This is a genomic window from Actinomadura graeca (assembly GCF_019175365.1).
GTDB classification, from domain to species: domain Bacteria; phylum Actinomycetota; class Actinomycetes; order Streptosporangiales; family Streptosporangiaceae; genus Spirillospora; species Spirillospora graeca.
The window spans coordinates 4,183,576-4,203,272 of sequence record NZ_CP059572.1 but is presented as its reverse complement, the minus strand read 5'-3'; the positions used below and the strand labels follow the sequence as shown (position 1 = coordinate 4,203,272).

Sequence of the window (19,697 nt, the reverse complement as noted above, 5' to 3'; positions counted from 1 at the left end):
CCACCACACGCTCGGAGGTCCCGCGATCGGCGGGACCAAGGTCCCGGACGCCGCGTCCCATGGCGGGCGGGGATACTGGCGATGTGCCTCAGGAACGCGATGTGCCTCAGGACCGCGGTGTGCCTCGGGGACCCCGTCACGGTGAGGATCGCGCAAGGCCGATCCTTCCGCAGCTCCAGCTCGATGACCTGCTCACCGAGCTTCAGGCGCGGCTGGAGACCGTGCGTTCGACCCGCGACCGGGTGCACGGGCTGCTGGAGGCCGTCGTCTCGATCGGCGGTGAGCTGGACCTGGAGACGGTGCTGCGCAGGATCGTCGAGGCCGCCACGACGCTCGCCGACGCCCGGTACGGGGCGCTGGGGGTGATCGGCGAGGAGGGGGAGCGGCTCGTCCGTTTCGTCACCGCCGGCGTGGACGAGGAGCAGATCGCCGCGATCGGGCACTGGCCGCACGGCCTCGGCATCCTCGGGTTGCTGATCAAGGAGCCGCGTCCGCTGCGGCTGGCCGACCTCACGCGGCACCGCGAGTCGTACGGGTTCCCGGAGGGGCATCCGCCGATGCGGACGTTCCTCGGCGTCCCGATCAGGGTGCGCGAGGAGGTGTTCGGCAACCTGTACCTGACCGAGAAGGCCGGGGGCGGGGAGTTCGAGGAGGAGGACGAGGTCGTGGTGACCGCGCTGGCCACCGCGGCGGGCGTGGCGATCGAGAACGCCCGGCTGTACGAGGACGCGCGGTCGAGGGAGCGGTGGCTGGAGGCGTCGGCGGAGATCTCCACGGCGCTGCTGTCGGGCACCGGCACCGGCGAGGTGACGTCGCTGCTGGCGCGGCGGGCACGGCAGGTCGCCGACGCGGCCCTGGCCACCGTCGCGCTCGCCGACGAGGCGGGCCGCGGGTTCACGGTGGTCGCCGCCGACGGCGACGGGGCGGGGCGGCTGCGGGGCCTGCGGGTGCCCGCGGACCATCCCATCGCGGGCCGGGCCTGCCGGGACGGGGCCGCGCTGCGGCTGGCCGACGGCGGCGAGGCGGCGCGCGCCGCCGGTGTCGCGGAGCCGCCGATCGGGCCCGTGCTGTCCGTCCCGCTCGGGGTCGGCGAGTCCGCGCGCGGGGTGATCTCGGTGGTCAACGCCCCCGGCGGCGCGGTGTTCACCGAAGGGGCGCAGCGGCTGCTGGAGGCGTTCGCGGGGCAGGCGGCGGTGGCGCTGGAGCTGGCCGAGCGGCGCCGTGACACCGAGCGGCTGGCGCTGCTGGAGGACCGCGACCGGATCGCCAAGGACCTGCACGACACCGTCATCCAGCGGCTGTTCGCCACCGCGATGACGCTGATGTCCGTCATCAAGATCACGCAGCGGCGGGACGTGGCGGTGCGGGTGCAGCAGGCCGTGGACGACCTGGACGGCACCATCCGGCAGATCCGCTCCTCGATCTTCGCGTTGCAGGCCCCGGCCGACGAGGAGTCGCTGCGCAGCCGCCTGCACGCGGTGGTGGACGCGGCCGCCGGGAACCTCGGGTTCGCCCCGTCGGTCCGGCTGGACGGCCTGCTGGACACCGCCGTGGACGACCGCGTCGGCGAGCACCTGCTCGCGGTGGTGCGGGAGGCGCTGTCGAACGTGGCCCGCCATGCCGGGGCGTCCGAGGCGTCCGTGGCGGTCGGCGTCGGCGACGAGGTGACGCTGCGGGTCGAGGACGACGGGTCCGGGATCCCCGAGGGCGGCCGCCGCAGCGGGCTGCGCAACCTGCGGGAGAGGGCCGAGGATCTCGGCGGCTCGTTCAGCACGCGGGCGCGGCCCGGCGGCGGGACCGTGCTGGTCTGGCGCGTCCCCCTCAAGGACGTCTAGGACGCGGCGCCGTCGCCCGTCTGGTCGGCGCAGATCACGATCTGGCACCGGGCGCGGTCCCGCGCGACGGGCACGGTGTCGCCGCCGAACAGGTCACCGTGCTCGAAGCCGCCCCCGGCGCCGAGGACGAGCAGCTCCGCGTGCTCCGCCGCCTCGGCCAGCGCGTCCCCCGCGCTGCCGTGGACGATGCGGAGCCGGGTGGTCAGATGCTGGGAGCGCGGCACCGTCCGGGCCACCAGGTCGCGCAGCCGCAGCCACTCGCGCGCGGTGCGCAGCAGGCGGGGCGTGCGTCCCACGGCGGGTTCCAGGACGCGGACGACGTCCAGGCGCGCGTGGCGGCGCAGGGCCTCCCGCGCCGAGCGCCGCAGCGCCGCCACGGAGTTGGGTGATCCGTCCACGCCGACGACGACGCAGCGGTGTTCGGGCATGACCTGCATCAGGACCTCCTCGGGGTGCCTTCCACGCTCGCAGCGCGGGCGGCGCGGAGGGCAGTGCCGGACGTCCCGCCGGGAACGGACCTTCGGCCCTGCCGGGCGCGCACGGCCGGTGATGGGCTGGAGGTCAGGAGGACGGACTCATGCCCACACCACACAAGACCGATCGGGCCGGGCGGCCGGCCGAGGACGCGCGGCGCGCGGTGGAGGACGCGATCTGGGCGCCGTCGGTGCACAACACCCAGCCCTGGCGCTTCGCGGTGCGGGGGTCGCGGATCAGCCTGCGCGCCGACGCCGACCGCCGCCTGGACGTCGCCGACCCGGACGGCCGGGAAATGCTCATCAGCTGCGGCGCCGCGCTCTACAACCTCCGGCTCGGGCTGCGCGCGCTCGGCGACGAGCCGGAGGTGACCCTGCTGCCCGACCCGGACCGGCCGCACCTGCTCGCCGACGTCGAGGCGGTCCCGGGTGAGCCCGCGGACGAGCGCACCGCGCGGTTGTACGCGCAGGTGCGGCGCCGCCGCAGCCACCGTGGCGGCTTCCGGTCCGGCCCGGTGCCGGGGACGCTCCTCGCGGCGCTCCGGCAGGAGGCGGAGCGGGAGGGCGGACGGCTCGTCCAGGCGGTCGACGCCCACGTCGCGGGAGCGCTGGCGGCCCTGACCGACGCCGCCGAGCACGTCCAGCGGTGCACGCCCGCGTACGCGAGCGAGATCGCCCGCTGGGCGCCTTCCCCGGGGACCCGCCGCACGGACGGCGTCCAGCAGGGCGCGTATCCCCGGCAGACCCCGCGCACCGAGCCGCACTTCCCCGCCCGGGACTTCGCCCGGGGCCAGGGCTGGGGGACCGGAGCCCCGGCGGAAGGGGAGGAACCGGGCAGTACGGACGCGGGTGGCGAGGAGGCCGCGGCCGCGGGGGTCGTGGTGCTGCTCGTCACCCGCGCGGACGGCCCCGCCGACTGGCTGAGGGCGGGACAGGCGCTCCAGGCCGTCCTGCTGCGCGCGGCCGAGCACGGCCTTTCCGCCGCGTACCACACCCAGGCGTTGCAGGTCCCCGAGCTGCGGGCGTTCATCCGCGCCCACTTCTGCGGCGACGCCCACCCGCAGATGCTGCTCCGCATCGGGGTACCCGACGTCCGGGAGCTGACCAGCGTCCGGCGCCCCCTTCAGGACGTCCTGATCGAGGAGCCCTGAGTGGGACGGTGACGTTCGCCGTGCCCTCGGAGGACCAACGTCCCCCCGGGGCGGCGGCGCGGGTGCCCTAGCGTTCAGGCATGAACCAGATCATCGTCGGAGTGGACGGCTCGGAGCAGAGCCTCGCCGCGACCAGATGGGCGGCCGATGAGGCCCGTCGCAGGAACGCCGCCCTGCGCGTCGTCTACGTCGTGACGCCCTGGCTGTTCGACGTCCCGGTGGACCCGCGCGCCGGGGCGGTCCGCGCATGGCTGCTGAAGGGCGGCGAGGAGATCGTCGACCGTGCCGTCGCCGCGGCCCGGGAGAACGCGCCCGGAGCCGAGGTGACGGGCGTCCAGAAGGGCGGCCATGCCACCGAGGTCCTCATCGACGAGGCGCGGGACGCGCTGATGCTCGTGGCGGGGACGCGCGGCACCGGCACCCTCGCCGGGCTGGCCCTGGGATCGGTGTCGCTGCAGATCGCCTCGCACGCCCGCCGCCCCACCGTGATCGTCCGCGAGGTCGCCCCGCAGGAGAGCGGCCCGGCATCGGGCGGTGGGATCGTGGTCGGCGTGGACGGCTCGCCCGGCAGCGCCGCGGCGCTCGGGTTCGCGTTCGAGGAGGCCGCCGCGCGCGGCGCCGGGGTCCGCGCCGTCCTGGCCTGGACGCATCCGGCGTCCGCCGCGCCGGAGGAACTGCGGCCGTCCGCGTTCGACGCCGAGGCCCTGGCCGGCGAACACGAGCGCGTCCTCGCCGAGGCCCTCGCGGGATGGCGCGAGCGCTTCCCGGACGTCTCGGTGGAGCGGGAGGTCGTGCACCAGCGGACCGTCCGGGCCCTGGCGGACGCCTCGGCCGGCGCGGACCTGCTGGTGGTCGGCTCGCGCGGGCGCGGCGGCTTCGCCGGGCTCCTGCTCGGCTCGGTCGGCCGGGCGATGCTGCACCGCGCGCACTGCCCCGTCGCCGTCGTCCCCGCGCCGGGCGGCTGACGCCAGGGGGCCGGACAAGGGTGGTCAGGCGATGTTCTGGGGGTCCCAGCGCGCCCACTCGGCGTCCCAGAGACGGTAGCGTCGCCGGTCGAAGCGGTACCTGGCCAGCACGTACACCAGCAGCAGCGGCAGACCCAGCACGAGCGCGGCGCCGACCCCGCCCGCGACCGCGTCCCCCACCGTCCGGGCGTGCGGGCGCGGCGCGACGTCCGACACGGCCGAGGAGTCGGCCCAGACCGTGCGGCGCCCGCCGACGGTGGCCTCCCGCCAGGTGGTGTAGGAGCCGGTCCGCCGCGTGCCGTCGGCGCCGGACCAGGTCACCGTGACCTCGCTGCGGTGCCGCTGGCCCTTGACCTCCACGACGGTGGCGTCGACCCTCCGCCGGTTCGCCGCCTCGTGCCGTTCGGCCCGCACGCCCGAGGCGTAGACGGCCTGCCCGGCCCGCAGACCCAGCGGTGGAGCGAGGCTCAGGAAGAGCATGAGCAGCGCCAGTCCCAGCATCCACTGCCGGCGGTCCACGTCACGGCGCAGCGGACTGTTGTCGAAACCGGCGCGCCGGCGCAGCCGGTCGAGGCGGGTCCATGAGCCGGGCGATGCCATGACGGCCTCCTCTCATACTCGTCCACCGCCGACGTTAGGCGGCCCGGGCCCCGCGGCGACAGAGCCCTTGGTCCTGACGGCAGTGACCGTAAGGTCGGCAAGATCCGCCCCGGAGGGGACAGACGTCCCGCCGGAGCGGGGTCCAACGCACCTGCTGGGGCCTGGTCCCGGCGCGTTGACTGATCGGTGGACGAACCGTGGTGGTTCGACGGAAGGGTGAGGCGACCATGGCCATCTCCGAACACAAGATCAGTGGACGCCGGGCCCGGGTCGGCCTGCGCGTCGCGGCGGCCAGGCCGCTGACCGGGTCGCCCGCAGCGCGGTACGTCTGGGGCGCCGCCCGCCTGGCGCTGGGGTGGGTGTTCGCGTGGGCGTTCCTGGACAAGGCGTTCGGGCTGGGACACGAGACGCCGGTGGGGCGGCACCCGCCTCGTCCGCCGGTTCCCCGTCCTGAAGTAGCCCCCCGGATCGGAAAGGGCGCCCACCCCGTGGGCGCCCTTTCTCGGCGCCGGAGCGCCGGATGAGCCGAGCGTCGTGCAGGGCACCTTTTCGGGGTTCGCCATGTCGTCGTGCAGGATCGTCGCGATCTCGAACAGAACATGCTCATGCGCCCGCGCGGGACGGGCGCCTCCGGATCCCTTGAGACATCGTCGGCCTGTCCGCTCCACTGTGCCGCCGCTTCTGGACAGAAGTCCGAAGACGGCGAAATGGTCCTACCGATAATGAAGATACGGACCGGCCTGGAGATCGGACGCCTGGCGATGGCGTCCGGGAAGGCGCTCGCGGAGATGCGGAAAGGTATCCGGAAGTGCTACTCGAAGCCCGTGAAAGGCCATTCCGGGGTGACGGCGACGCGTGGTCCGGTGGCGTGGCCGGACGGCGGGCGGGTCGGCCATGGGGCGCCGGCCCGCCCGCGATGTCTCGGCACGGTCTCGGGTGGCGCGGGATACGGAGCGGCGCTCTGGTTCACGCCCGGCATCCTGCTATCGTCCGGTGAAGACCTGTCGTCTCAGTGTGATCGGCGATAATCACGCCGCGTGACCGGTTGCCGAAAGCGCCGGCCGGGCGGTGGACGTGCCGTGCCGGCATGACGGCGCGGCCCGCGGTGCGGGGAATCGACAGGGGCGCGTCGCCCTCGGCACCCCTTCCCGGTGTCAGCCCGACATCTCCGCGTGATCGTCTGCCAGTCCCACGGAGCCGGTCAGGAGAGTCGAGCGAAAGTAGGGCAGCTTGCGCTTCGGGACCAGGGCGGGGAGGAGGATTTCCCACATGTCCCGGACCTGCTGCTCCAGATCCGCCCGTCCCGCCAGGACGTGGGAGATCATCTGCACTCCGGTGAAGGAGCCGACGATGAACCGCGCCAGCGTCTCAGGGACGAGCTCCGGGCGCAGGTCGCCCTCCTGGGAGGAGCGCTTGAGGAGCTTCTCGGTCACCTCGAGCCACTCCCGGTACGGCGTGACCACCGCCATGTCGAAGGTCCCCGCCTCAAGGGCCAGCCGGATGCCGGCGCGCACGATCGGGTCCCGCATCATCTGGTGCGTCAGCTGCTGCGACAACCGGATCACCGACACCAGGCCGGGCGCCTGGTCGACGAGGAGTTTGCGGCACCAGTCGACGGAGCGCTCGTGCTGAGCGTCGATGACCGTCTGGGCCAGTTCCTCCTTGGACTGGAAATGGAAATACAAGGCGCCCTTGGTCACTCCTGCCTGGGCGATGATGTCACCGACGGTGGCCGTCCCGTATCCGAACCGGTCGAAAGTCTCCGCCGCCGCGCGCACGATCGTCTGGCGCGTCTGCTCTGCTCGGACCTGCCTCGACTTAGCGATCTCGATCTCCCTCATCGAACCGTTCGCCCGGGTCGCCACGGGACGTCACCCTTCGGACGGCCCCTCCGATCAATCGATCGGCGTCAAGCGCGAGTCACGGTCCACCGAGCTGCCTGTCTTCAGTTCATATTACTCCCGGGTTCCGCATAACTCGGTGCATTCATGGCATCGAATGCTGCTGTGACCTGGGGAGAAGCCAGAGTATCCAGCGACAGGGCGTTTCTCTAGGCCCCCGAGGGCCCGGCCCGGTCTTTTGAGGGGCGCCCCCCGCACCCCTCGCAACGGCCCTGTTCCACACCCCCCGGAACTGCCCGGGGCCGTCACGATTCTGCGGGACTGAGGTGGAAAATCCTCCTCGGCGGGTCGGTCTCCAGCCGCGCGAGCAGGTCGCGGGCCGGATCGCTGAGCTCGGTGACCTGCTGGAACGTGCCGGTGGAACCGGTGAAGGTGACGATGTGGATGCGGTCGAGCTCGCGGCGCATCCGCGTCCAGGTGTCACCGGCCTTGTTCTCGGCGACGCGGACCAGCAGCAGGGCCAGCCAGCACAGCAGGACGTGCGCGCGGATGCGCCCTTCGAGGCGGTGGTACACCGGGCGCAGTTTCAGGACGGTCTTCATGTCCCGCCAGCTGCGCTCGACTTCCAGCAGCTGCTTGTAACCGAGCGCGACGTCCTCGGCGGACAGGTCCGGGTCCGCGCAGCGCAGCAGGTATGTGCCGTCCAGGTCCCGCTCCGCCCTCTCCTTGGCCTTGTCGACGCGCAGCAGCCCGCCGGGGGTGACGCGCAGGAACCTGTCCAGGCCCGGCACGGCGGCGATCCTCCTGCGCAGCTCCGCCCGCTTCGCCGCGGTCAGCCCGTCCGAGCCGGCGATCCTGCCTTCGAGATCGGCGACGAGGCGTCCGCGGGCTGCGGCATCACGGGCTGCGGCGTCGGGACTGTGGCAGAGCACGAACCGGTCCTCGGTGTCGCCCACCCGGACCTCCCTCACCCGCAGGTTCGCGGCGATCGGCCGATAGCGGCCGGGACACGACAGCGCCGCCCGCGCGTGGGGGGAGTCCGGGCGCAGCTTCTCGCCGATGATGTAGGACCCCGTGTTCCGCCGCAGCGCCCGGCGGCCCTCCGCCGGGGACAGGTCACGGTCCGCGACCCAGATGATCTTCGCGGGGCTCCACTCCCGGACGTCCGACCTGACCTGCTGGATCAGCGTCGCGTCGGTGGTGTTCCCCGGCCAGCACCAGACCCGGACGGGGATGCCGTCGCGGGTGACGGCCAGCCCGATGACGATCTGCGGCAGGTCGTCGCGGTCGTCCCGGGACCTGCCGTAGGTGCGGAACCCCGCCGACCGCGCGGGGTCGGCGTCGTCCTCGCTCCCGGCCTCCTCCCCGCGCGAGTTCCGCGTCACCGCCTCGTCGGCCTCCTCCAGTTCGAAATAGGTGGAGGTGGTGTCGAAGAGCAGCAGGTCCACTTCGAGGCCGAGCAGGCCGGCGGCCGCGAGGTAGACCTGCTTCTCCAGCTCGCCGTGCACCTGGTGCAGCCAGTCCATGGCCCGGTAGCACGCGTCGTCGGACACCTCGCCCAGTCCGTTGATGCACACGTCGTGGCTCATCCACTCCGACGCGGCGAGCTTGGACGACGGGGCCAGCGCCCGGTTCGCGACCAGGCCGAACAGCACCCGCTCGGCCGCGGCCGCGTCCCGTGGCCGGCCCCGGCCGGGCGACGCGAGCCCGGCCAGGATCTTCGCCATCCCCAGCCGGTGCCACAGCTGGTCCAGCACGTACGCGCCGCCGTAGGGGCGGGACTCGGCGAACGTCAGATGCGGCCCCCCGGGGGGCGTCTGACCGGGTCGCATCAGCTGTGACAACGACGCGACCAGCCGCCGGACCGCGTCCCTGTCGAGCTTGTCCTCGCGGCCGAAGCTGTACAGCACCTTCGGTACCGAGCGGCCCTTGGAGGCGTCCCAGTCGTTGTGCGCCAAGTGCAGGTACCGGATCGTGCCGGACTTGGCCTTGCGGGTCGTCGTCTTCACATACATGGCTCTTCGCATCGCTGAGGGGCGGCGCCGTCGCCGCCCGGCGGTCTGGCATCTGCTGAGCGACGGGGGTTCATTCGCCCGCGCCCCCGGGCCGGCCGGCCGCCGCGGGCTGGCGCGGGAAGAAGAAGGCGAGCAGGCACGCCAGCGCGACGGCGGCGAGGCTGAACACCAGGGACACCTGGACGGCGTCGGTGTAGTTGCGGCCGAGCGCGGACGTGGACGCCCGGGCCCACGCGGGCGCGGCGGGGGAGTCCTTCAGCCCCTCCTTCCCCGGGCACCCGGGGACCCGGGCGCCGGGGTCGGTCAGGGAGGCGCGCTGCCGGAAGCACGTCTCGAAGCGGCGGACGATCTGCTCCCGCGCGGCGCCCGGCATCCCGGTGGCCGCCAGGTCGCGGCGGAGCGCCGGGACCGTGGCGGACGCCGCGTCCGCCGCGCTGCCGCTGAGGGAGCCGAACAGCACGACCCCGACCAGCGCGACGCCCAGCGCGGCGCCCACCCGCTGGGCGGTGTTGACCACGCCGCCCGCCGCCCCCGCGTCCCGGATCGGGACGGCGGCGAGCACCAGGTTGGTGTTGGGGGCGATGGCCAGGCCCGAGCCGACACCGGCGAAGGCCAGCGAGGGCAGCAGGACCAGCCCCGACACGTCCGGCCCGGCGGCGTGGACGGTGAGCAGCGCGGCCGCCAGCCCGACGATGACCATCGCCGTGCCGACCCGCAGGACGGCCGGGCCGAGCCGCCGGGTGGCCACGGCCGAGGCCGACGAGCCGGCCAGCCCGCCGACGGCGAACGGCAGGATGGTCAGCCCGGCGGTGAGGGCGGAGCGTCCGAGGCCGATCTGCAGCCACAGCGACAGCGAGAAGAACACGCTGGTGAACCCGGCGAAGTAGACGAGGGCGAAGCCGACCCCGGCGGCGAAGGCGCGGTTGTGGAACAGGCGCACGTCCACCAGCGGCGGCTGATCGGCGCGCAGGCGCCGGTACTGCCAGAACGTGAAGACCGCCAGTGCGGGGAGCGCGGCGGCCAGGGCGGCGAACGCCCACACGGGCCATCCCGCCGCGCGGCCCTCGATCAGCGGGTAGGTGACCAGCAGCAGGGCGACGGTGATCAGGACGACGCCGACCGGGTCGAGGTTGCCGCCCCGCCCCTTGGACTCCGGGAGCAGGCGCCACGCCGCGGTGAACGCGATCACGCCGATCACGACGTTGAGCAGGTAGATGGGCTGCCAGGTCATCCCGCCGAACCCGGCGCTGATCAGCGTGCCGCCGAGCAGCGGCCCGAGCGCGGTGCCGACACCGGCCGTGGCCCCGTAGACGGCGAACGCCTTGCCGCGCTCGCGGGGCGGGAACAGCACCTGGATGACCGCGAGGATCTGCGGGTTGAGGAGCCCCGCCATCGTCCCCTGGATCACCCGGAACGTCACGAGCGCGACGGCGTTGGGGGCGAGCGCGCACATCAGGGACATGAAGGTGAAACCGGCCAGGCCGAACAGGAACAGCCGGCGGCGCCCGAGGCGGTCGCCCAGGCGCCCGGCGGGGATCAGCGTCAGCCCGAACGCCATGGCGTACCCGCTCACGACCCATTCGACCGACCCGTAGCTGGCGTGCAGGTCCTCCTGGATCCACGGGATGGCCACATTGACGGTGGTGGTGTCGAGCATCGTCATGAAGAAACCCGTCACGACGACGGCCAGGACCCACCACCGTCGCTCCGGCAGGGCTGCGGGAGCGGCCGTCTCGGCCGCGTTCTGTGTCAGGTTCATAGCGGTTATGGTCAGGAGCGCCCTCGCGCGTAGAGAAGGAAGTGGCGGTATCCGACGCTGATAGCGTGCGTGAGGTGAAATCCGCCACGACCGACGGTCTGGACCGGCAGTTACTCCATGCCCTGGCCATCGACGGCCGGGCCCCGTTCCGGCGCATCGCCCCGGTGCTGGGCGTCTCCGACCAGACGGTCGCCCGCCGCTACCACCGGCTGCACTCCACGGGATCCTTGCAGGTCCTGGGCCGTCTCGACACGCGCCGCTCCCGGCGGGCCGACTGGCTGATCCGGCTGCACTGCACCCCCGGGGCCGCCATGCCCATCGCGGACGCCCTCGCACGGCGGTCCGACACGTCCTGGGTCACGATCATCTCCGGGGGGACCGAGGTGCTCTGCGTCACCCAGACCCGGACCCGGCAGCAGCGCGACGAGCTGCTGCTGGACAAGCTCACCCGCACCAGCCGCGTGGTGAGCGTCGCGGCGCACTGCGTCCTGCACACCTTCCTGGGCAGGCCGACGCCCTGGAGCGGCATCCTCACCGCCCTGACCCCGGACCAGGAGGACGAGCTGCGCCCTTCGGCGGACCAGCCGTCCCCGGTCACCGCGTCCGAGTTCGGCGCCCAGCCGGGGGACGAGGCGCTCCTGGAGCTCCTCGCGCGCGACGGCCGCGCCGGCTACGGCGAGCTCGCCGCGGCCACCGGATGGTCGCAGTCCACCGTCAAGCGCCGCCTCGACCACCTGCGGGCGAGCGGCGCGCTCTACTTCGACCTGGACTACGACGCGGCGCTCTTCGGCATCGAGATGACGGCCCGGCTGTGGATGTCGGTGACCCCCTGGAAGCTGGCCGCCGTCGGTGCCGCCCTCGCCGAGCACCCCGAGACCGCCTTCGTGGGGGCCACGACCGGTCCCGCCAACCTGACGGCCACCGTCCTGTGCGCCGACGCCGACGCCCTCTACGACTACCTCACGATGCGCGTTGGCCGACTCCGGTCGGTCCGGAGCATCGAGACCACGCCGATCATCCGTACCGTCAAGCGCGCCGGCGTCCCACGCCGGAGCGCGTCCTGACACCCCGGGCGGGCCGTCCCCCGGCGTCGGAAGGCCAGGTATCCGGGACGGCAAGGGAACGCGCGGACGCCAGGGAAAGCGCGCCCGAAATTCGCGCGTGCTCCCGCCGCGGGGCAGAACGTCACAGGTAAATCCGAAGCCTCCCGCACCCGCTTCGGGATACCCATACCTCTACTGCTAGACCCGAAACCCGCCGGGCCGGGAACCGTCTCCGAAGCGTGCACCGTGGAGCACTGCCAGATTTGCCGCGCCCGGTAGGCAGAAACCGCGCCGCGGCGTACCGTGGGTCGGCTCGAATGCCGTCGGTCTTGTCCGCCGCGTGCCGATCGACAAGGGACGGCGGACCCGGCCGCCGACGGTCGTACTCCACCCCGCATCACCATGGGCGGCCGCACTAGAGAATTGCCTTGTGCCCAGTTTCTGATGCTTCCGGTCAGAGGTGAAATGGTCATTGGCGTCCTGCCGGTAAATCCGGGTGGGCGGCCGTGCGCGGGCCGCGCCGGGCCGCGCGGGCCGCCGGCGCGGCTCGCAGGGACCACGCCGGCGGCCTGCCCGTGTTCTAGCGGACGGGGGTGAACTCCCTGGCCGCGATGAAGGGGGGCCGCAGCGACGCCGCGCCGAACGGCTCCACCAGCGTGTTCTCGACGCTGTTGAACACGACGAACACGTTCGAGCGGGGGAACGGCGTGATGTTGCTGTTCGACCCGTGCATGCTGTTGCAGTCGAACATCGTGGCCGACCCGGGGGCGCCCGTGAACTGGCGGATGCCATGCTCATCGCCGAGTTTCCGCAGGCTGTCGGGGTCCGGGGTGCCGACCTCCTGGCTCCTCAGCGAGCTCAGGTAGTGGTTCTCCGGCGTCTCGCCGGGGCAGGTCACGAAGGTGCGGTGCGAGCCCGGCATGATCATCAGGGGGCCGTTGCTGTCCAGGTTCTCGGTGATGGCGATCGACAGGCTGACCGCGCGCATCCGCGGCATGCCGTCCTCGGCGTGCCACGTCTCGAAGTCCGAGTGCCAGTAGAAGGTGTTCCCGGCGAGACCGGGCTTGAAGTTCACCCTGCTCTGGTGGATGTACACCTCCGACCCGAGGATCTGCCGCGCGGGCCCGACGACACGGGGGTCGTGGAGCAGCCGGGCGAAGACCTCGCTGACCTTGTGCACCTCGAAGACCGATCGCAGATGCCGCGACGTCGGCTCGAACACCGTGCGCTCGTCGTCCTTGAGCGCGGGGTCCTCCCTCAGCCGCTGCAACTCGGTGTGGAACGCCGCGACCTCGCCGGGCTCGATGAGCTGATCGAAGGCGTGGAACCCGGCGGTGTCGAAGCGCGCCAGGTCGTCCGCCGTGAGGGGCCCGTCGGCGGCGGTCCCGTAGACGACCGGGTCGGCGCGGTCGATGAGCGACGGCCGGCCGCTGGCCCTGGTGGGGTAGAGGTCCTCGGTCATCGTGCGCCCTCCGTGGTCGTCCCGTCCTGCGTGCGAGTGATCATCACTGCTCCTCTCCGGACCGCCGCCGCGCGACTCGGACCGCCTCGGCGACGATGTCCATCCCGGCGTCGATCTCCTCCTCGGTGATCGGGGCCGTGGATGATCGGGTCCGTCGAGAGATGGTCGAGCAGGGCCTGTTCGATCTCCGGGTTGTTGTGCCCGTAGTTGAGAGCGCCCGCGCCCGCGAAGAAGTCGAGGTATTCGCGGCCGGATTCGTCGTGCATTCGGCATGCCAGGGCCCGGCCGAACATCGTCGGCCATTCCCGGCAATAGCTGCGGACTTCAGATTCCAATGGGGTGAAGACATCTACGGCGTCGATGATTCGTCCACCTTCGTCTCGGGTCCGGCGCCGGACGGCTCCTTTTTACGGCCGACCAGTGCGGAGCGGCGTTCCGATTGGTGATCATTGGGAAGTGGGGGGACCTCCGTACTGTTTTGTCGGCCGGGGCGGCGCGCCGTGCGGCCGGATGAGCGATGAGTGGACCGGATATTTCCGGCCCGTGAACGCCGGGTCGCGGGCCCCGGGATGGGGCCGGGGGCGCGGATGTCCCGGGCCGGCTCCCTCAGGTCCGGGCCGCCGCAGGCGTTGAAGCGCTTCATGAGGGACGGCCGCGGTCGCGTGTGCTCCCAGGTCGCGGGCCCGCCGGCAGGTGCCCGTCCTCCCTCCTCGGAGTCGATGTATCACAGCAAACAAACCGACCGGAAGGTTTTGAATGTGGAGAGTACGTTGCTTGTGCGGACGGTAAACGGTCGCGCACGGGCAACTCGCACTTGACTTCCCCCCTCTCCGGTGTGGCGAGCTTGAGCTGGCCATAAGCGGCCATGAGAGGGTGGTCACGGCCCACCTCGGGTGCATCCCGGAAGTTCGCGAACCGGTCGAAAACCACTCACGAAGAACGGCGACGGGCCGCGCGCGGGGCGTAATAGGCATTGACAAACCGGAAGGTTGGTTTTTTTACTGGGCGCTGGCGCATCGGTCCGAGCGCCGAGAGTCGTGAACTGCTTGGCACGTTGGAGGAACCGATGGTCTGCCGTGATGGAACACCACGCGGAGTGCCTGGAGTTCGGCGGTGGCCGGGGCGCCCAGGGGGGATCCGCACAAAGATCGCCTTACGCTTACGGGACGCTCCCCCCGGCCCGCGCCGCGCCGCCCTCGTCCGCACCGTCCTCGTCCGCACCGCTCCCGTCCGCACCGCTCCCGTCCACGCCGTCCCCTTTTCCGCCGCTTCCCGCCGTCCCGCTCCCAGCTGCATCGTTCCCGGCTGCGCCGCGGAATCGCCGCGCCTTCCGGAGGCCCGCGAGCACGGGCACGGGAGCCGGCCATGACCCCCGTCGCGGGCCTTGAGGCCGACGCGCCACCGCACCGCGCCCGTCACGCCCGGCCCGGGGGGATCACCGTGGTCGAGCACGTCGAGGCGGTCCTGCGCCGGATCGAGGAGACCGACGGTGACCTGCACGCCTTCGTCGCGGTCGGCGCCCAGCCCGCGCTGCGCGACGCCGCCGCGGCCGACGCGCTGATCCGCGAGCGCGGGGAGGCCGCCTGGCACGACAGGCCGCTGCTCGGGCTCGTCGCCTCCGTCAAGGACCTCGTCCAGACCCGGGACCTGCCGACCCGCCGGGGGTCGCTGGCGTACCGGGGCGCCCGCGGCGACGCGCCCGCGGTGGCCCGGCTGCGGGCCGCCGGTGCCATCGTCGTCGGCAAGACGGCCACGTCGGAGCACGGATGGAGCGCGAGCACCGTGTCGCGGCTCGGGCCGGCGACCCGGAACCCCCGCCGCCGTGACCGCAGCGCGGGCGGGTCCAGCGGCGGCGCCGCGGCGGCAGTGGCCGCCGGGCTCGGCGATGTCGCGCTGGGCACCGACGGTGCGGGCTCGATCCGCATCCCCGCCGCCTTCTGCGGCGTCGTCGGCTTCAAGCCGAGCTTCGGGCGCGTCCCCTACGCCAACGCCGGCGGGGACCGCCTCGCCCACCTCGGGCCGCTGGCCGCGACGGTGCGCGAGGTGGCCGAGACGACGGCGGTCCTCGCGGGCCCGCACCGGGCCGACCCGGACTCCCGGCTCGCCCCGGCCGACGCGGGGCACCGGCCGCCGCCGCTGCGGATCGGGTGGATGGAGTTCCCCGGCACCGCCCCGGACGTCGCCGCCGTCGCCGCGCGGGCGGTGCGCGTCCTGGCGGACCAGGGCCACGTGGTCGATCCGCTGGGAATCCCGTTCGACGATCCCCACGACGCCCTCGTGGATCTGCTCGCGGTGTCGGAGGCCGCCCGCGAGGACGACGACGAGGACCTCGCCGACCCCGGCCGGGCGGAGCTCGTCCGTTACGGGAGATCGCTGGGCGGTGCCGCCGTCGCCCGCGCCGAGAACGTCCGGTGGGAGCTGAGGCGGGTGCTCGGCGAGGTCATGGAGCGCCACGACCTGCTCGTGTCGGTCACGGTGCCCGTCGAGCCGTTCGCGGCCGAGTCCATCGCGCCCGCCGGGGCGGACGACCCGCGTGACCTGCGCTGGCTCGCGTGGACGCCGGCGACGTACCCGTTCAACCTGACGGGCCAGCCGGCGCTCTCGCTGCCGGTCGGCACCACCCCCGGCGGGCTCCCCGTGGGCCTCCAGCTGGTCGGGCCGGTCGGCGCCGACGCCCTGGTGCTCGCCGCCGCCTCGGCGCTCGAGTCCGCCCTCGCCTTCGCCGTCGACGAGAGGAGCATCCGATGACGTTCCAGCGCACCTGGTCCCGCCGGTTCGCCACGAGCAGCGTCGGGGGCCGCGACCTCAGCGGCGTCTGGGACGACCAGCGCCGGGCGGCCGCCGAGCGGATCGAGGCGGACCTGGCCGACATCGACCTCGTGCGGGTCGCGTTCTGCGACCCCCACGGGCTCGCCCGGTCGAAGACCCTCTCCGCGCAGGTCTTCCGCCACGCCCTGCGCCATGGCGTCGACGTCAGCCCCGGCCCGTTCCTGTTCGACACCGGCCACGCGGTGGCGGTCGACTTCCACAAGGACCCCGGGCTGGGCGTGCCGGAGCTGGCCGGCGCCGGCGACATGATCGTCCTGCCGGACCCGCTGACCTTCCACCTGCTGCCGCACCGCGACCCCGACCGCGAGCCGCGCACGGCGTGGGTGCTCGGCGACGAGTACCACCGGGACGGGCTGCCGATGCCGCTGTCGTCGCGGGCGGTCCTGCGCCGCGTCTGCGAGATGTACGCCGAGCGGGGGCTCGAACCGGTGGTCGGCCTGGAGGTGGAGTGGTACCTCACCCGCCTGCTGCCCGGCCCGCCCGGCAACGCCGGCAACGGTTTCGGGCTCCAGGGGGAGCCGCCGCGGGTCGAGGCGGTCGACGCCGGCTACCAGTTCAACCTCGACGCCTACTCCGACGCGGTCGCGCCCGTGGTCGGCCCGCTCGTCGGCATGCTGACCGGGCTCGGGCTCCCGCTGCGGACCGTCGAGCACGAGTCCGGGCCGGGCCAGCTGGAGATCACGTTCGATCCGCTGCCCGCCGACGAGGCGGCGGACGCGATGCTGCTGTTCCGCACGCTCACCAAGCAGTACTGCGCCCGCAACGGGTACCACGCGTCCTTCATGGCCCTGCCCGGGCTCGACGGCGCGGACCCCAGCGGCTGGCACATCCACCAGTCGGTCATCGGTCCCGACGGGCGCAACCTGTTCGACGAGGGCGGCCCGGAGCCGTCGGAGTCCGGTTCCTGCCGCGCCTACACCGACGGGCTGCTCGCCGCCGCGGCGGAGCTCTGCCTGCTGTCGGTGCCGACCGTCAACGGGTACCACCGCTTCGACCCGTCCTACTCGCTGTCGCCGACCGAGGTGTCGTGCCGGTACGAGGACCGGACGGCGCTCGTGCGCGTCCTCGGCGGCGGCGAGTCGACCCACGTCGAGACGCGGCTCGCGGAGCCGTGTGCGAACCCCTATCTGGCGATCGCCGCCCAGCTCTTCGCCGGGCTGGACGGCATCACCGGGGGCGACGGCCCCCGCGCGAAGCACCCGGCTGCTCTGCCCGGCTCCCTGCGCGCCGCGCTTGAGGCGTTCCGCGCCGGAGACCGCGCGGAGGCGCTGCTCGGCAAGCCTCTGGCCACCTGCCTGGCCCGGCTCAAGGAGAGCGAGGCCGGCAGGTACGAGCACTGGTGCTCGCAGCAGGACGACATCCCGAGACCCACGAGTTGGGAGCACCGTGAGTACTTCGCCGTGTACTAAGGAACGAGTCCCGGACGCCTCCGAGTCGCACCGGCAGGACCGGCGGACGCGCGTCGCCGACCACGTCCGCGACCCGAAGTGGCACAAGCCGCCGCGCCGCATCGAGTCCTCGGAGTGCATCAACTGCGACAGCTGCGTGCGGAACTGCCCGCCGGAGTTCGGCGCCATCTTCGATTCGGGGATCGACGTCGTCATCGTCCCGGAGCTGTGCTCCGGGTGCCCGGTCTGCGTGATGGTGTGCCCGGTCGACTGCATCTACGTCGACGAGGAATGGTCTCCGACCAGCATCGAGATGTGGTCGCACGTCGAGCTGACGGCGGGAGGCCGGTGATGAGCCCCACGCGCCTTTCCACCCAGCAGCGTGCCACGTCGCGGCGGGCCGCGCTGGCCGAGGCCCGCAAGAACCGGCGTCCGAGCAGGCTCGGGACCAAGGCCGGCAGCGCCGACGGGCCCGACTTCGTCCTCGAACCGGACGCCGGATTCCCCGGCCTGCTGAAGCGGACGTGGCAGCACGCCGCGGAGGCACCCGATCCCGGCACCGCGTTCGACGTCCTGCTCACCCTCGGGGGCCACATCCCGGCGCGCGTCGGCTTACGCGGCCTGCGCGTGCCGGAGGAGGTGAGCGCCAAGATCCTCTTCGGGCGCTCGTGGCGCACGGGCGACCCGGACGCGCGGCCCGCCGCCGGAGGCGCCCCCGGAGGCGCACCCGGCGCCGCGGCCGGTGGCGAGACCGCCTTCGCGGGGGAGATCGCCCTCACCACCGCCGGACGCGTCGCCGTCCGCGCCCCGGGCGAGGCACCGCTCGCAGGTGGCGAGACGCTGGTCGACGGAGTGCTGCGGGTGCCCTGGTCGGCCGAGGAGCTCGCGTCCTACCGGCGGGAGATCGGGCAGGCGCGGGCCCTCGACGCCCAGGCGGTCACGACCTGCCGGCGCAGCCTGGACGCCGCCGGCCCGGACGGGCGGGCCGCCATGCTGGAGGGGCTGCGCGAGGCCGCCCGCCGGACCGCGCCGTTCTTCTTCTACCGGGGCGCGAAGCTCTACACGAACTTCCGCGAGCGCAACAACCTGACCGGCAAGACGCTGTGGCCAGGCCACCCGGACTGCATGCTGAGCAGCCTGGCCGGGCTCCCCCTGGAACTGTGGCCCGACGACGACGCCGTCGTGGTGACCTGCCTGTCCACCTACGTGCGGTCCGGTGGGTACGCGCGGATCGAGGAGGTCAACGGCACGCAGGTCAGCGTCGACCACATCGCCGATCTGCTGGAGCGGACCAGGGAGCGGTACAACGCGCTGCCCGCCGACCCCGGCGCCGCGCCGGTGGCCCCGGCGTACGGCGCGGGCATCGAGCCGCTCGGACGGCTTGCCGGCGACATCGCCGACCGGCGCCGCCGCCTGCGTCCCGACGTGCTGCTGTACCGCGAGATCCACGGTCCGCTGGTGCACAAGGTGGAGCGGACGGCCGGGAGCCCGGGCCCCTCGTGCCGGCGCAGCGTCGACGCCGTCCTCGGACGCCTGCGCGCGCGCCTGCCCGTCGAGGGCGCGACGTTCGCCGACGTCGCCGCGGGGCTGCGGTCGGGGCCGGAGTGGCTGGCCCGGCCGCACGGCACGTTCGGCACAGGGCTGGAGTCCCTCGTCCACGAGACGGTGGACGCGGTGCGGGACGCGATCGGCGCCGACTTCGCGATGAGCCGGGGCATGCGGTCGCTGCCGCGGCTGATCACGGCGATGCGCGCCGGGGACTGGGCCGAGATCGCCGGATGGGACCTGCCGGAGTACTTCTGCTGCGTCGTGCCGTCCGCGACCGCGCAGCGGCTCTTCGACGACACCCGCGAGCGCCTCGCCGACGTCGCGTGGGCGATCTCGGCGCGGATGCAGTACAACTCGTGGCACTTCTGCGCCGGGAACCTGCCGGGCGGACCCGTGGTCGACGCCCGCGACTACTTCGCGCCGCCGGGCATCCCGGACATCGCCCACTACTCCGACCAGCACCACAACGGGCATGTCGCGGCCCGCGTGCGCTTCAGCATCCGCAGCCCGCAGGCCGTGCGGGTGCTCGACCGGACGTTCCGCGGCTTCATAGACCTGCGGCTGCTGCGCTGCGAGGGCGAGCCGTTCGACGAGCAGGACCTGCTGGCCGCGCACCACGCCTCCGGGCTGATCGCCGGCGCGACCTCCGGCGCCGCCGCGCTGGCGGCGGCCGGGAGCGACGCCGAGGTCACCGCGTTCGACTCGCGGTGGCACTGGGCGGCGATCGTGGACGGCGCCCTGGAGCGGGCCTCATGACCCGGCCGCGGCCGCGGGGGGCGCGGCCGGAA

At 73.4% G+C, this 19,697-nt stretch carries 16 protein-coding genes; 10 read left to right on the top strand and 6 right to left on the bottom strand.

The features are described from left to right. Positions 1-119 precede the first annotated feature (119 nt). Positions 120-1,835, top strand: a complete 1,716-nt coding sequence (locus tag AGRA3207_RS18465; RefSeq protein WP_231335964.1) for a sensor histidine kinase — start codon at positions 120-122, stop codon at positions 1,833-1,835. On the opposite strand, the gene AGRA3207_RS18460 is transcribed toward AGRA3207_RS18465, so the two are convergent. Then, entirely contained in the window at positions 1,832-2,272 is a 441-nt protein-coding gene (locus AGRA3207_RS18460) for a universal stress protein (protein ID WP_231335963.1), read from the bottom strand. The genes AGRA3207_RS18465 and AGRA3207_RS18460 overlap by 4 nt on opposite strands. 140 nt (positions 2,273-2,412) lie before the next feature. Between AGRA3207_RS18460 and AGRA3207_RS18455 the strand changes: the two genes are divergently transcribed. Further along, positions 2,413-3,459, top strand: coding sequence for an Acg family FMN-binding oxidoreductase (locus AGRA3207_RS18455; protein WP_231335962.1), 1,047 nt, complete (start codon positions 2,413-2,415; stop codon positions 3,457-3,459). Between the two features lie 80 nt (positions 3,460-3,539). Continuing rightward, positions 3,540-4,424: a universal stress protein gene (locus AGRA3207_RS18450; protein WP_231335961.1), complete on the top strand. Its 885-nt coding sequence runs from the start codon at positions 3,540-3,542 to the stop codon at positions 4,422-4,424. A 24-nt stretch (positions 4,425-4,448) separates the two neighbouring features. On the opposite strand, the gene AGRA3207_RS18445 is transcribed toward AGRA3207_RS18450, so the two are convergent. Next, complete coding sequence (locus AGRA3207_RS18445; RefSeq protein WP_231335960.1) at positions 4,449-5,024, bottom strand: Rv1733c family protein; 576 nt, start codon at positions 5,022-5,024, stop codon at positions 4,449-4,451. Positions 5,025-5,251: 227 nt separating this feature from the next. On the opposite strand from AGRA3207_RS18445, the gene AGRA3207_RS18440 reads away from it, so the two are divergent. Beyond that, the gene (locus AGRA3207_RS18440; protein ID WP_231336552.1) at positions 5,252-5,548 is read left to right on the top strand and encodes a hypothetical protein; all 297 of its coding nucleotides are present in this window, start codon (positions 5,252-5,254) and stop codon (positions 5,546-5,548) included. Between the two features lie 630 nt (positions 5,549-6,178). On the opposite strand, the gene AGRA3207_RS18435 is transcribed toward AGRA3207_RS18440, so the two are convergent. From AGRA3207_RS18435 to AGRA3207_RS18425, 3 genes are all read right to left on the bottom strand, one after another. Next, on the bottom strand, positions 6,179-6,865 hold the full coding sequence (locus AGRA3207_RS18435; protein WP_231335959.1) for a ScbR family autoregulator-binding transcription factor: 687 nt from the start codon (positions 6,863-6,865) through the stop codon (positions 6,179-6,181). Positions 6,866-7,170: 305 nt separating this feature from the next. Beyond that, entirely contained in the window at positions 7,171-8,880 is a 1,710-nt protein-coding gene (locus AGRA3207_RS18430) for an IS1634 family transposase (RefSeq protein WP_231335958.1), read from the bottom strand. Between the two features lie 70 nt (positions 8,881-8,950). Beyond that, positions 8,951-10,639, bottom strand: a complete 1,689-nt coding sequence (locus tag AGRA3207_RS18425) for an MFS transporter (RefSeq protein WP_231335956.1) — start codon at positions 10,637-10,639, stop codon at positions 8,951-8,953. 74 nt (positions 10,640-10,713) lie between these two features. On the opposite strand from AGRA3207_RS18425, the gene AGRA3207_RS18420 reads away from it, so the two are divergent. Continuing rightward, on the top strand, positions 10,714-11,703 hold the full coding sequence (locus AGRA3207_RS18420; protein WP_231335954.1) for an Lrp/AsnC family transcriptional regulator: 990 nt from the start codon (positions 10,714-10,716) through the stop codon (positions 11,701-11,703). A gap of 559 nt (positions 11,704-12,262) precedes the next feature. Here AGRA3207_RS18420 and thpD read toward each other — a convergent pair. Next, complete coding sequence (gene thpD, locus AGRA3207_RS18415) at positions 12,263-13,144, bottom strand: ectoine hydroxylase (protein ID WP_231335952.1); 882 nt, start codon at positions 13,142-13,144, stop codon at positions 12,263-12,265. A 95-nt stretch (positions 13,145-13,239) separates the two neighbouring features. Between thpD and AGRA3207_RS18410 the strand changes: the two genes are divergently transcribed. From AGRA3207_RS18410 to AGRA3207_RS18390, 5 genes are all read left to right on the top strand, one after another. Then, positions 13,240-13,590 (top strand): hypothetical protein, encoded by a 351-nt coding sequence (locus tag AGRA3207_RS18410; protein ID WP_231335951.1) that lies wholly within the window; start codon positions 13,240-13,242, stop codon positions 13,588-13,590. 919 nt (positions 13,591-14,509) lie between these two features. Beyond that, entirely contained in the window at positions 14,510-15,892 is a 1,383-nt protein-coding gene (locus AGRA3207_RS18405) for an amidase (RefSeq protein WP_231335950.1), read from the top strand. Then, the gene (locus AGRA3207_RS18400) at positions 15,889-17,382 is read left to right on the top strand and encodes a type I glutamate--ammonia ligase (protein ID WP_231335948.1); all 1,494 of its coding nucleotides are present in this window, start codon (positions 15,889-15,891) and stop codon (positions 17,380-17,382) included. Before AGRA3207_RS18405 ends, AGRA3207_RS18400 begins: the two co-directional genes overlap by 4 nt. After that, positions 17,360-17,713, top strand: a complete 354-nt coding sequence (locus AGRA3207_RS18395; RefSeq protein WP_231335946.1) for an ATP-binding protein — start codon at positions 17,360-17,362, stop codon at positions 17,711-17,713. The genes AGRA3207_RS18400 and AGRA3207_RS18395 overlap by 23 nt, the downstream gene beginning before the upstream one ends. Then, on the top strand, positions 17,713-19,665 hold the full coding sequence (locus AGRA3207_RS18390) for a hypothetical protein (RefSeq protein WP_231335944.1): 1,953 nt from the start codon (positions 17,713-17,715) through the stop codon (positions 19,663-19,665). The genes AGRA3207_RS18395 and AGRA3207_RS18390 overlap by 1 nt, the downstream gene beginning before the upstream one ends. Positions 19,666-19,697 lie beyond the last annotated feature (32 nt).